The sequence below is a fragment of the Mesorhizobium sp. genome (assembly GCF_024509055.1).
Classification (GTDB): Bacteria; Pseudomonadota; Alphaproteobacteria; order Rhizobiales; family Rhizobiaceae; genus Mesorhizobium.
On record NZ_JANINM010000483.1, the window covers coordinates 1 to 12,447 of the forward strand.

A 12,447-nucleotide genomic window follows, 5' to 3' on the forward strand; every position below is an offset into this window, starting at 1 on the left:
CGCCGATGGGAACCACCGACGCGATCGAGTTCCTCATCGACAAGCTCAAGCAGACCAAGACCAACGCGGACTTCTTCGATTCGATGAATACGTGATTGGGCTTACCCTCCCCTTGTGGGGAGGGTCGATCCGCGAAGCGGTGAGAGGGTAGCGCCCCTCTCTTCGTCATTCCTAAGGTCTGCGTGCGTCGCTTCGCTGCTTGCTTCGCCCTAGGATGACGAACCCCGCCGCAAAAGCTCTTCCAATTCGCCCGCGTCCCTAACCACCGGCAAACACACTTGCCCGGTGCAGAACCAGGCGCCTGGCTCATCAGTTGGCGGCAGCACGCCGCCCGGCAATAACGGTCGATTCGTGTCCGTACCGATCGGCACGACGATATCGACCCGGCGCGGATCAGGATTCCGATTCGCTAGCGGAACGAGCATTGGAGACTCGGACCTATCTATAATGACGAGCTTCAGCGGCTCGAGCGCCATCGCGCAGGCGTTGACGATGCCGGCCTGGCCGTAGGCCTGTTGCGCGGCGCGACCCATGGCGTGTTCGGCTGTAGTCCAGGCCTTTTCGAACAGGCTGACATCGCCGGTAAGCGAGGACAGCCGCACCAGTGCTTCGACAATCTGGCTCGTGGCAGAGGGGATCGCTTCGTCGACATCGCCGCGAATGCGGATCGGCACGTCGCCGCTATCCGAGGCCGTGAGATAATAGCCGGTCTTCCCGCCATCGAGGTGCCAGAGGTCGAGCTGGTCGATGAACAGCCTGGCATGTTTCGAATAAGACGAATCACCAGTCGCCTCGAACAGGGCAATTGCCGCGTTGGTCATGGCGGCATAGTCACTCGACAACGCCGGAAAGAGCTTCTTCGCGCCCAGCATGGAATGTGACAGGCGGTTGTCCTGGCTGGCGTCGACGATGTGTGCGAAGGCCTCTGCCGCGGCGTCGATCCAGTCAGGCCGCTCAAGCGAGCGGCCAGCTTCGGCCAGCGCAGCGATCATCAACCCGTTCCAGTCAGTGAGCGCTTTGCCGTCGCGTCCTGGCCTGACGCGTTTTTCGCGAGCGGCCAGCAGCTCTGCTTTCAGCGGCGCGAGCTGATCGTGGTCGGCGACACCGCTACTCTGCTGCGCTTCGTTCTGGCGGATGATCGGCTTGCCTTCCCAGCCATGGGGCGCGGCGAGATCGAGGTATCGGAAGAACGTCGGGGCATCGTCACCAAGAGCGGCTTCGACTTCCTTGCGGCTCCATGTGTAGAAAAGCCCCTCCTCCCCGTCGCTGTCGGCATCGAGGCTGGCTGCGAACGCGCCACCTTCGACGCGCATCTCTCGCAGCAGCCAGGCAACCGTTTCTTCGATTCGTATCCGGAACAAGCTGTTGCCGGTCGCGGCAAAGGCCCAATTGCACAGGCGGATAAGCTGCGCGTTGTCGTAAAGCATCTTTTCGAAATGCGGAACCAGCCATTCCGCGTCCGTCGAATAACGGCTGAGGCCGCCGCCGACATGGTCGTAGATGCCACCGGCCAGCATCTTTTCCAGGCTGACGAGCACTGCGTCGCCGTGTGCGGCTTGCCCGTCGCGCAGCCAGGACAGCCACAGGGTGTGCATGAAAGGCGCGTTGGGGAATTTCGGCGCTCCGCGCAGGCCACCGAGATCCCGGTCGATCATGCCGTCGATACGGCCGGCAAGATCGGTGAGCGCGCCGCGGCCTAAAATGGCCCTGCCCTGGGCGCCGGCCAGTCGCGATTCGACATGGGTCGTAAGCGCGTCGGCGCTCTCGGCAAGGCTATGTTCCTTCTCCCGCCAGGCCTTGTCGACAGCCTCCAGCACCTGGATGAAACCGGGCCGGCCATAACGCGCCTCGCGCGGAAAGTAGGTGCCGCCCCAGAAAGGCTTCCCCTCGGGCGTCAGGAACATGGTCAGCGGCCACCCGCCCTGCTCACCCATGGCGTGGAGCGCGGCCATATAGATCTGATCGATGTCCGGGCGCTCCTCGCGATCGACCTTGATATTGACGAACAGTCGGTTCATGACGGCGGCGACGGCGGCGTTGTCAAAGCTCTCATGCGCCATGACATGGCACCAGTGGCAGGCGGCATAGCCGATGGAGAGAAGGATCGGCCGTCCGAGCTCCTTCGCTTCGGCAAGGGCCGCCGGCGACCATCCCCGCCAATGGACAGGATTGTCGCTATGCTGCTGGAGATAGGGGCTGGCCTCTTCGGCAAGCAGGTTTTGTGGCGGCAGGGTCACGTTGGCGGCTCGGCAAGGTTACTTCATTGCGCCAAAGGCTAAGGCGGTTCGGCAGGTCGGGCAAATGGTTTCCCAGACAGATTCGATCGTAGCGCTTTCGAGCGGGCGTCTGCCCGCCGGCATTGCCGTGATCCGGATTTCCGGGCCGCAGACTCGATTCGTCGTCGAAACGATTGCTGGCGCCGTTAAGGATCGATTTACCACGTTGCGGAGGCTTGCCGCGCCCGGCGGCGATGTCATCGACCACGGCCTTGTGCTTTTCTTTCCAGGTCCTGGCAGCTTCACGGGAGAGGATGTCGCCGAATTCCACGTCCATGGCAGCCGGGCGGTGGCGGCGAAGATGCTGGAAACGATCACCGGCTTCGACGGCGTCAGGCATGCGGAGCCCGGCGAGTTCACACGACGGGCCTTTCTCAATGGCAGGCTCGATCTCGTCGAGACCGAGGCGCTCGCCGATCTGGTCAATGCCGAGACCGAAGCTCAGAGGCGCTTCGCCGTGCGCAACGCGGAAGGAGCCCAAAGCGAGCTCTATTCGGGCTGGCGGCGCCGGCTGATCCATGCGCGGGCCATGATCGAGGCAGAAATCGACTTTGCTGATGAGGAGGACGTGCCAGGCTCCGTTTCGGAGGCGGTCTGGTCAGACGTTGCGGCAATGATTGGTGAGATCGAGCACCACATCGAAGGCTTCAAAGCCGCCGAGATCATTCGGGACGGTTTCGAGGTGGTTATCCTTGGCGCGCCCAATGCTGGCAAGTCCAGTCTGTTCAATGCGCTGGCGCGACGCGAGGCGGCGATTGTCACCGACGAACCGGGAACGACGCGTGACCTGCTCGAAGTGGTCCTGGACCTTAAGGGGCTAAAAGTTCGCATCATAGACACAGCGGGACTGCGCGAGACCGCCGGCAAGGTTGAGACCATCGGTATTGAGCGGGCGCGCACCAAAGCGAGGGGTGCGGACCTTGTGCTGCTGCTTGAAGACATGGTCTCCCCCCTACCCATAGGCGACGTCCCGGCAGGGGTGCCGTTGTTGAAGATCGGAACGAAAGCCGACCTCAGCCAGGGGCGCCCGGGCTATGACTTGAGCATCTCGTCCAAAGATGGAACTGGGATGGAATCCCTGCTGAGCGAAATCGGCCGCCGCGCGTCGGCGGCCGCGGGTGATGCGGGAGATGTCTTGCCGTCGCGACTTCGGCATGTTGAGCTGTTGCGGAAAACGGCCGGGTTTCTGAATGGGGCCCTAGCCGGGGAAAGTCAGGAGCTGCGAGCCGAGGAGCTACGGCTGGCTGCCGATCGTCTTGGGCGGATTGTAGGCAGCGTCGATGTCGAGGATTTGCTCGATGTCATCTTTTCGCAGTTCTGCATCGGTAAATGATTCACGTGAAACACCCTGGAGTGACGCTCCCTGCGTGATTCACGTGAAACAGCAACCAGGGTGTGCTGAGCCAAAATGTTTCACGTGAAACGATTCTTGCCTTCATCCTTGACAGGGCGCGGCGGCAGGGACATGTGTCTGGCAATCTCTGAAACCGGATTCTTGAAATGACCAATCACTATGATGTGGTGGTGGTGGGCGGCGGCCATGCCGGCTGCGAAGCGGCAAGTGCGGCCGCGCGAGCCGGCGCCAGGACCGCGCTGGTGACGCTGCGCTTCGATACGATCGGTGTCATGTCCTGCAACCCGGCTATCGGCGGTCTCGGCAAAGGTCATCTCGTGCGTGAGATCGATGCCATGGATGGACTGATGGGCCGGATTGCCGATGCCGCCGGCATACAGTTCCGCCTGCTCAATCGTCGCAAAGGTCCCGCCGTTCGCGGCCCCCGCACTCAGGCTGACCGCAAGCTCTACCGGCTCGCCATGCAGGCCGCGATCACCGAGCAGGCAAACCTGGATGTGGTCCAAGGCGAGGTCCTCGATCTCGAGATTGAAGATGGGCGCGTTTCGGCCGTCCTGGTATCCGGCGATCGCCGCCTTGCGTGCGGTGCCGTGGTGCTGACCACGGGTACCTTCCTGCGCGGGCTGATCCATATCGGCGACAGGAAGATTGTCGCTGGCCGGATGAACGAGCAGGCAAGCATCGGTTTGTCGGCGACCATGAGCCGCGCGGGCTTCAAGCTTGGGCGTCTGAAGACCGGGACGCCTCCTCGCCTCGATGGCCGCACCATCGATTGGGCCTCGCTGGACAGCCAGGCGGGGGATGAGAATCCCGTGCCATTCTCGCTGATGACGGACCGCATTACCAATCCGCAGATTCATTGTGGCATCACCCGCACCATGCCGGCGACGCACGAGCTGATCCGCGCCAATCTCGGCCGCTCGGCGATGTATTCCGGCTCGATCGAGGGCGTCGGTCCACGCTACTGCCCGTCGATCGAGGACAAGATCGTCAAGTTCGGCGACCGTGAAGGCCACCAGATATTTCTTGAGCCGGAAGGCCTCGACGATGACACCGTCTATCCGAACGGCATCTCAACCTCGCTGCCCGAAGACGTGCAACTCGACATCCTCAAGACGATCCCTGGGCTCGATAAGGCGGCGATGCTCCAGCCGGGCTACGCGATCGAGTATGATCACGTCGACCCACGCGAGCTGAAGACGACGCTGGAGACAAGGCGCGTCGCGGGCCTGTTCCTGGCCGGACAGATCAACGGTACGACTGGCTATGAAGAAGCTGGCGCCCAGGGTCTGCTTGCCGGCATCAACGCGGCGCGTAAGGCTTCTGATGGGGAGGAGGTCGTGCTCAGCCGTACCGAAGCCTATATCGGCGTGATGATCGACGACCTGACCAGTCGAGGCATCGCCGAACCGTATCGGATGTTCACATCCAGGGCGGAGTTCCGTCTGTCGCTGCGAGCCGACAATGCCGATGAGCGGTTGACGCCGTTGGCCGCCAGGCTTGGTATCGCCTCCCGGGAGCGGCTGGAGCGCTTCGGCGCGATCAGTTCGAAACTCGACCATGCCCGTGCGCTGGCGAAGTCGGTCACCCTCACCCCGAACGAAGCGGCACGTCATGGGTTGGAGATCAACAGGGATGGCGTGCGCCGATCGGCATATGAGTTGCTGGCGCATCCGGGCGTCGATCTGGCTTGGCTGGTTCGTATCGAGCCGCGGTTTGCGTCGCTCGACGCGAACACGGCCGAGCGGCTTGAAACGGAAGCGAAATATTCAGTCTATCTCGACCGGCAGCGGGCAGACGTCGCTCAGATAAGACATGAGGAGTCTCGGCTCATTCCGGAGACTATCGATTTCTCGGAGGTTCCCGGTCTCTCCAACGAGTTGAAGCAGAAGATGAAGACACGCCAACCGCGCTCGATCGCCGACGCGCAGCGCATGGAAGGCATGACGCCGGCCGCGCTAGCGATCATCGTCGCCCATGTCCGCAACGCCGAGTTCGCCGCGCGAAGGGACGTTGCGTGAAGGCCGGTGCCTGGGATGAGCTGCAGAAGGCCGCGGGTCCGGTTTCACGTGAAACATTCGAGCGCCTGCAAGCCTTCGAACAGCTGTTCCTGAAATGGAATCGCAGCATCAATCTGGCGGCGCCTTCGACGTTGGATGACGTCTGGCGGCGCCACATCCTGGACAGCGCTCAGCTTGCGCGAATCGCTCCCGCCGCAAAACGCTGGGTCGACCTCGGTTCCGGTGGCGGCTTTCCGGGACTTGTGCTGGGGTTTCTGCTTGCGGAGCGCCCAGGCGCTTCGATCGATCTGGTAGAAAGCAACCGCAAGAAAGCCTCGTTCCTGCAATCGATCATCGGCCAGTTCGGCTTCCCGGCGCGTGTGCTCGCCAAGCGTATCGATGACAGCTATTCCCTTGTTTCAGAACCGGAAATCGTCACGGCACGGGCGCTGGCGGCGCTTCCGGACCTGCTCGATCTGTCCGCGCCCTGGCTGACCAAAGGCGCGCGCGCGCTTTTCCACAAAGGCCGGGATTACCGAGCCGAAGTGGAAGAAAGCGCTCACCGCTGGGCCTTCGATCTGGTAGAACATTCGAGCATGACCGACCCACATGGCGTCATCCTCGAAATCACAGATTTGCGCCCGGCGACCCCGCAATGAATCACTGGCATAGACCCATGAAAACTGGACCGCGTATCATCACTGTTGCCAACCAGAAGGGCGGCGTCGGCAAGACGACGACGGCCATCAACCTGGCCACGGCGCTGGCCGCCATCGGCGAACGGGTGCTGATCGTCGACCTCGATCCGCAAGGCAATGCCAGCACCGGCCTCGGCATCGACCGCAAGGATCGCAAGACGTCGTCCTACGACGTGTTGACTGGCGAGCTCGAACTGGAAGCCGCCGCCGTGGCGACCGCGGTGCCCGGGCTGTCGATCATTCCATCCACGCTTGACCTGCTCGGCATCGAAATGGAAATCGCCTCGGCGCCGGATCGTGTGCTCAAGCTGCGCAACGCGCTACGCGCCGCCAGCGAGCGTTCGGCTCCGTTCGGCTATGTGCTGATCGACTGCCCGCCCTCGCTCAATCTTTTAACTTTAAATTCAATGGCGGCAGCAGATTCCGTTCTTGTGCCGCTGCAATGCGAGTTCTTCGCGCTGGAAGGCCTCAGCCAATTGCTGGAAACGGTCGACCAGGTGCGCCAGACGATCAACCCGGATCTCACCATCCAGGGCATCGTGCTGACCATGTATGACGGTCGCAACAACCTCGCCAATCAGGTGGTGCAGGACGTGCGCACCCATATGGGCGACAAGGTTTACGAGACCATCATCCCGCGCAATGTTCGCGTCTCCGAGGCGCCATCCTATGGCAAGCCGGCCATCCTTTATGATCTGAAGTGCTCGGGCAGCCAGGCCTACCTGCAGCTCGCCTCCGAGGTTATTCGCCGCGAGCGCAAGCTGCGCGCTGCCTGAGCGGCGCCAGCAGGCCACTTCTATTAACGAATAGCCGATTCGATTCCGAAACGATCTGGACAAAGTCATGAGCGAAGACCAATCAAGAAAAAGACTGGGCCGTGGGCTTGCAGCGCTGATCGGCGAGATCGACCGGCCGGCAGCGCCGGAAAAGCCGAGCGCCATGGTGGCGGCTGACGGCAAGGTGCCGATCGAGTTCGTCAGCCCCAACCCGAAGAACCCTCGCCGGCATTTTGGCGACGCCGAGCTCACCGACCTTGCCCAGTCGATCCGCGAGCACGGCGTGGTGCAGCCGGTGGTGGCGCGGCCTTCCCCGTCGCAGCCCGGCCGCTACGAGATCATTGCCGGCGAGCGTCGCTGGCGGGCGGCGCAACGCGCCGGGTTGACCGAGATCCCGCTGATCGTGCGCGACGTCAACGACCGCACGGCACTTGAACTGGCGATCATCGAGAACGTGCAGCGCGCCGATCTCAACCCGGTCGAAGAAGCGCAGGGCTACCAGCAGCTGATCGACGAGCATGGCTATACGCAGGCCGATCTCGGCCAGGTGATCGGCAAGAGCCGCAGCCATGTCGCCAATACGTTGCGGCTGTTGAAGCTGCCCAACGTCATTCACGACATGCTGGTCGACGGCGATTTGTCGGCCGGCCATGCCCGCACGCTGGTGACCGCGGAAGATCCGGCCGGGCTCGCCAAGCGCATCGTCAAGGAAGGGCTATCCGTGCGCCAGGCAGAGGCGCTGGCGCAGATGCCGGCCGGGCCGACGCCGGCCAAGGCCAAATCGACCGGCGCCGCCGAGAAGGACCCGGATACGCTGGCGCTGGAAAAGCTGATGACCGACACGATCGGCATGATCGTGAGCATCGATCACAAGGGCAAGGGCGGCTCGCTGCGGGTCAGCTATCGGTCGCTGGATCAGCTCGACGAGCTGTGCCGGCGGCTCAAGGATGAGCGCTAGGCTTTTGGCGCGCAACGCTAATTGGCTGGAACATGTGGTTCTGCCTTAAGGTTAGAATCGGTCTGATATATCCGTGATAGACAAGGGGCTGGCATCGTTATGCTGGCCCTTTTTTCGATGGCCCGGGTGATTGGCGAAAGTCCGATCGATTGCGACGTAGGGGGATGCCCAGTGGGGCAGAGGGCGATCGCCAACACCTCATTGGTCATCCCAGAGCGGATCGACGTGCGTAGACTCTAGGATCAATGTCGCAACGGTAAGGCTTTGCTGCGATAACAGAATTCTGGGCGGCCGCACGCTTCGGAGAGGTCTCGGCATGGATCCACGGGTCAAGCCGAGGATGCCGAGGCCAGGGATCAGCCAATCGGCTAAAACATCAATTGCCGGAGCGGCTTTCTACCGCTGCCCCAGCCTCGCGCTCTCCACCGCGATTCCCAGCAACGCCTGCCTGGCCAATGCCTCGGACAGATCCGCCCGTTTGCGCGTCTGCAGCACGGCCGTCTGCAGGCGGTTGAGCGCGCGGCCGAGGGCCTCGCTGCTCCAGCGGTCAAGCGTCTTTTCAACGAGCTTGCGGCGCGAGAAGAAAACCGGCGGGCGAGCAGCCGCGACCACCGAGGCGGCGTTGCGGCCGCCGGATTCCATCTGGCCGCGCATCACCTGAATCGCCTGCAACTGCCGCATCGCAGAGGACAGGACCAGGAAAGGATGGCCGCCAGCCTGGCAATGACGCGTGAAGGCGATGTCGAAATCGCTGACCTTGCCGTCAAGCATGGCGTCGACCGCGTCGTCGAACGAGGCGCCGGACACATCGCCCGACAGGGCGTTGACATCGTCGAGGGTGATTTCTTTCTGCCCGTGTGCGTAAAGCGCCAGCTTTTCGATCTCTCCGCGCGAGGCAAGCCGGTCGCCACCGAGGTTGCGGCGCAGCGCCTGGCGGGCATCCAGCGCCATCGACATGCCGGCCTTGCGCAGCTCGTCGTCGATCACCGAGTCGAGATCGCGGGCCTCGTCGGCGTAGCAAGGCAGTGCGATTGCGTTACCGGCGCCCTCGACGATGGCCCTCAGCCCCGTTCCCTTCTTAAGGTCGCCGGCTTCGATGAGAATGATGGCGTCGCGCGCGGGCTCGGTGGTCAGCGCTTTGATGTCGTCGGCCAGCGCCTTCTGGCCGCTGGCATTGCGCACCCAGAGCAGTCGCCGGTCGGAAAACATCGGCACGGTTCGCGCCTCGTCGAGCAGGCGGCCCTGGTCGCGGTCGACCTCGGCGCCGTCCAGCTTGACCACCGAGAAGGGGTCGTCCAGCGGCAGGCCGGTTTTCGTCGCGAAAGCCTTCGCCCGCTCGGCGACCAGGCCACGATCGGGACCATAAAGCAGGACGATCGCCATGGCTGGATCGGGCCGCGCCAGCCACGAATCGACTTCATATCCCTTTTTCTGCGCCATGCGGGGTGAGTTAGCATGGGGTGGGGTGCGGGAACCAGCGCCCTCTCCTTCTCCCCTTGTGGGAGAAGGTGTCGCCGGAGGCGACGGATGAGGGGTGCTCCAGGGAAAGCCGACGTCACACTCCGCTGGAACACCCCTCATCCGTCTCGGCGCTATCGCGCCGATCCACCTTCTCCCCCTGGGGGAGAAGGGAAGGCGCGCACGGCATCAGCCGGTCAATTGCATTATATGGCGGCAATCGCCCGGTAAACTTCCGCCAAATTGCGCCGCGCCCGGAAACATCGACAAGAAATTTCGCCGCCATATCTGCATCTTGTCGCCCGTGTGCCGCATCCACCTTAACAGGGCGGATGACCGGGAGGACCGCCGTACCCAGGCCCTGCGAATTCGCACTGGTCTGGCGGCGCGGATGTGCAAATATCGCACCGGCAACATTGGAGGACCTAAGTTCATGGCCGATGCTGGAATGTTGCGCTTTCATGTGCCCGAGCCCGAGGTTCGGCCAGGCGGCATGCCCGACTTCTCGAATGTGCCAATCCCCAAGGCCGGTTCGGTGCCGCGTCCGGAGATCGACGTCGATCCGCGCACCATCCGCGACATGGCCTTCTCGATCATCCGGGTGCTCAACCGCGCCGGCGAAGCGGTCGGGCCGTGGGCCGGGTTGCTCACCGACGACGAGCTCCTCGAAGGTCTTCGCAACATGATGACGCTCAGGACCTTCGATGCGCGCATGCAGATGGCGCAGCGCCAGGGAAAGACCTCCTTCTACATGCAGCATCTCGGCGAGGAGGCGGTGAGCTGCGCCTTCCGCAAGGCGCTGCAGCCTGGCGACATGAATTTCCCGACCTACCGGCAAGCCGGCCTGCTCATCGCCGACGGCTATCCGATGGTCATGATGATGAACCAGATCTATTCCAACGAGGCCGACCCGCTGAAGGGCCGGCAACTGCCGATCATGTATTCATCGAAGGAGCATGGCTTCTTCTCGATCTCGGGCAATCTGGCGACGCAGTACATCCAGGCGGTCGGCTGGGCGATGGCCTCGGCGATCTCTAACGATTCGCGCATCGCCGCGGCCTGGATTGGCGACGGGTCGACGGCGGAGTCCGATTTCCACTCGGCGCTGGTGTTCGCCTCGACCTACAAGGCGCCGGTCATCCTCAATGTCGTCAACAACCAGTGGGCGATCTCGACCTTCCAGGGCATTGCGCGCGGCGGCTCCGGTACCTTCGCGGCGCGCGGGCTGGGCTTCGGCATTCCGGCGCTGCGTGTCGACGGCAACGACTATCTCGCCGTCCACGCTGTAGCCAAATGGGCGGCCGAGCGGGCGCGCGCGAACCTTGGGCCGACACTGGTCGAATATGTCACCTACCGCGCCGGCGCGCATTCCAGCTCCGACGATCCGTCCGCCTACCGGCCGAAAGCGGAGTCCGACGCCTGGCCGCTCGGCGACCCGGTCATCCGGCTGAAGAACCACCTCATCCAGAAGGGCGCCTGGTCGGAGGAGCGCCATACCCAGGCGGAGGCCGAAATCCTCGAGACGGTGATCGCGGCGCAGAAGGAGGCCGAAAGCCACGGCACGCTGCATGCCGGCGGCAAACCATCGACGCGCGACATGTTCGAAGGGCTCTATGAAGAGATGCCGCCGCATCTCAGGCGCCAGCGCCAGCAGGCGGGGGTCTGACCATGCCCAGAAAGACCATGATCGAGGCGATCCGCGACGCGCTTGACGTCTCGATGGGGCGCGACGAACGCGTCATTGTTTATGGCGAGGATGTCGGCTTCTTCGGCGGCGTCTTCCGCGCCACGCAAGGGCTGCAGGCGAAATACGGCCGCAGCCGCTGCTTCGATGCGCCGATCAACGAATCCGGCATCGTCGGCTCGGCCATCGGCATGGCCGCCTACGGGTTGAAGCCCTGTGTCGAGATACAGTTTGCCGACTACATGTACCCGGCATATGACCAGCTGACCCAGGAAGCGTCCCGGCTGCGCTACCGCTCCAACGGCGATTTCACCTGCCCGATCGTGGTGCGCATGCCGACCGGCGGCGGCATCTTCGGCGGCCAGACGCATAGCCAGAGCCCCGAGGCGCTGTTCACCCATGTTTCCGGCCTGAAGACGGTGGTGCCGTCCAATCCGCATGATGCCAAGGGGCTGCTGATCGCCGCGATCGAGGACCCGGACCCTGTGATCTTCCTGGAGCCGAAGCGGCTCTACAATGGACCGTTCGATGGCCATCACGACCGGCCGGTGACGCCGTGGTCGAAGCACGAGCTCGGCGAAGTGGCCGACGGTCATTACACCATCCCGCTCGGCAAGGCGGCGATCCGCCGGCAGGGCTCGGCGGTCACCGTGCTCGCTTATGGCACGATGGTCTATGTCGCCGAGGCCGCGGCCGAAGAGACGGGCATCGATGCCGAGATCATCGATCTCAGGACGCTGCTGCCGCTCGACCTCGATACGATCGTCGCCTCGGTGAAGAAGACCGGACGTTGCGTGGTCGTGCATGAGGCGACGCTCACGTCAGGCTTCGGGGCCGAGCTGGTTTCGCTGGTGCAGGAAAACTGTTTCTACCATCTTGAGGCCCCGGTGGCGCGGGTCGCCGGCTGGGACACGCCTTATCCGCACGCGCAGGAATGGGAATATTTCCCCGGCCCGGCGCGGGTCGGGCGCGCCCTGATCGAAACCATGGAGGCCTGACATGGGCGAGCACGTCATCAAGCTGCCCGATGTCGGCGAAGGCGTAGCCGAGGCCGAGCTCGTCGAATGGCATGTCAAGGTTGGCGATCTCGTGCGCGAGGACACGGTCCTGGCGGCGGTGATGACCGACAAGGCGACCGTCGAGATCCCCTCGCCGGTCGATGGCGAGATCCTGTGGCTCGGCGCTGAGATCGGCGACACGGTGGCGATTGGCTCGCCGATCGTGCGGCTGAAGGTAGCCGGCG

Annotated in this window: 10 protein-coding genes; 8 read left to right on the forward strand and 2 right to left on the reverse strand. The window is 63.4% G+C overall.

Features of this window, described 5'->3' with window-relative positions; all coding sequences use genetic code 11:
* Positions 1 to 209: 209 nt before the first annotated feature.
* Positions 210 to 2,237, reverse strand: a complete 2,028-nt coding sequence (locus tag Q0L57_RS28445; protein ID WP_296746409.1) for a thioredoxin domain-containing protein — start codon at positions 2,235 to 2,237, stop codon at positions 210 to 212.
* Positions 2,238 to 2,301: 64 nt separating this feature from the next.
* Between Q0L57_RS28445 and mnmE the strand changes: the two genes are divergently transcribed.
* The 5 genes from mnmE (at position 2,302) to Q0L57_RS28470 (ending at position 8,062) form a co-directional block, all read left to right on the forward strand.
* Complete coding sequence (gene mnmE / locus Q0L57_RS28450) at positions 2,302 to 3,609, forward strand: tRNA uridine-5-carboxymethylaminomethyl(34) synthesis GTPase MnmE (protein ID WP_296746410.1); 1,308 nt, start codon at positions 2,302 to 2,304, stop codon at positions 3,607 to 3,609.
* Between the two features lie 167 nt (positions 3,610 to 3,776).
* The gene (gene mnmG, locus Q0L57_RS28455) at positions 3,777 to 5,651 is read left to right on the forward strand and encodes a tRNA uridine-5-carboxymethylaminomethyl(34) synthesis enzyme MnmG (protein ID WP_296746411.1); all 1,875 of its coding nucleotides are present in this window, start codon (positions 3,777 to 3,779) and stop codon (positions 5,649 to 5,651) included.
* Complete coding sequence (rsmG, locus tag Q0L57_RS28460; protein WP_296746412.1) at positions 5,648 to 6,289, forward strand: 16S rRNA (guanine(527)-N(7))-methyltransferase RsmG; 642 nt, start codon at positions 5,648 to 5,650, stop codon at positions 6,287 to 6,289. Before mnmG ends, rsmG begins: the two co-directional genes overlap by 4 nt.
* Positions 6,290 to 6,306: 17 nt before the next feature.
* Positions 6,307 to 7,104 (forward strand): ParA family protein, encoded by a 798-nt coding sequence (locus Q0L57_RS28465; protein ID WP_296746413.1) that lies wholly within the window; start codon positions 6,307 to 6,309, stop codon positions 7,102 to 7,104.
* 67 nt (positions 7,105 to 7,171) lie between these two features.
* Positions 7,172 to 8,062, forward strand: a complete 891-nt coding sequence (locus Q0L57_RS28470) for a ParB/RepB/Spo0J family partition protein (protein ID WP_296746414.1) — start codon at positions 7,172 to 7,174, stop codon at positions 8,060 to 8,062.
* Positions 8,063 to 8,458: 396 nt separating this feature from the next.
* Here the strand turns inward: Q0L57_RS28470 and holA are convergent, their stop codons facing one another.
* Positions 8,459 to 9,502, reverse strand: coding sequence for a DNA polymerase III subunit delta (gene holA, locus Q0L57_RS28475; RefSeq protein ID WP_296746415.1), 1,044 nt, complete (start codon positions 9,500 to 9,502; stop codon positions 8,459 to 8,461).
* 451 nt (positions 9,503 to 9,953) lie between these two features.
* On the opposite strand from holA, the gene Q0L57_RS28480 reads away from it, so the two are divergent.
* The 3 genes from Q0L57_RS28480 to Q0L57_RS28490 all read left to right on the forward strand — a co-directional run.
* Positions 9,954 to 11,186 carry a 3-methyl-2-oxobutanoate dehydrogenase (2-methylpropanoyl-transferring) subunit alpha gene (locus Q0L57_RS28480; protein ID WP_296746416.1) on the forward strand — a complete coding sequence of 411 codons (1,233 nt, stop codon included), beginning with the start codon at positions 9,954 to 9,956 and terminating at the stop codon, positions 11,184 to 11,186.
* Positions 11,187 to 11,188: 2 nt separating this feature from the next.
* The gene (locus Q0L57_RS28485) at positions 11,189 to 12,202 is read left to right on the forward strand and encodes an alpha-ketoacid dehydrogenase subunit beta (RefSeq protein WP_296746417.1); all 1,014 of its coding nucleotides are present in this window, start codon (positions 11,189 to 11,191) and stop codon (positions 12,200 to 12,202) included.
* Between the two features lies 1 nt (position 12,203).
* On the forward strand, positions 12,204 to 12,447 hold a 244-nt coding region (locus tag Q0L57_RS28490; RefSeq protein WP_296746418.1), incomplete at its 3' end, for a biotin/lipoyl-containing protein.

What these genes read in the sequence shown, in the direction of transcription:
- Q0L57_RS28465 (WP_296746413.1), top strand. Translation starts at nt 6,307, where the DNA reads ATGAAAACTGGACCGCGTATCATCACTGTTGCCAACCAGAAGGGCGGC.
- Q0L57_RS28485 (WP_296746417.1), top strand. Translation starts at nt 11,189, where the DNA reads ATGCCCAGAAAGACCATGATCGAGGCGATCCGCGACGCGCTTGACGTC.
- Q0L57_RS28480 (WP_296746416.1), top strand. Translation starts at nt 9,954, where the DNA reads ATGGCCGATGCTGGAATGTTGCGCTTTCATGTGCCCGAGCCCGAGGTT.
- mnmG (WP_296746411.1), top strand. Translation starts at nt 3,777, where the DNA reads ATGACCAATCACTATGATGTGGTGGTGGTGGGCGGCGGCCATGCCGGC.
- holA (WP_296746415.1), bottom strand. Translation starts at nt 9,502, where the DNA reads ATGGCGCAGAAAAAGGGATATGAAGTCGATTCGTGGCTGGCGCGGCCC.
- mnmE (WP_296746410.1), top strand. Translation starts at nt 2,302, where the DNA reads ATGGTTTCCCAGACAGATTCGATCGTAGCGCTTTCGAGCGGGCGTCTG.
- Q0L57_RS28470 (WP_296746414.1), top strand. Translation starts at nt 7,172, where the DNA reads ATGAGCGAAGACCAATCAAGAAAAAGACTGGGCCGTGGGCTTGCAGCG.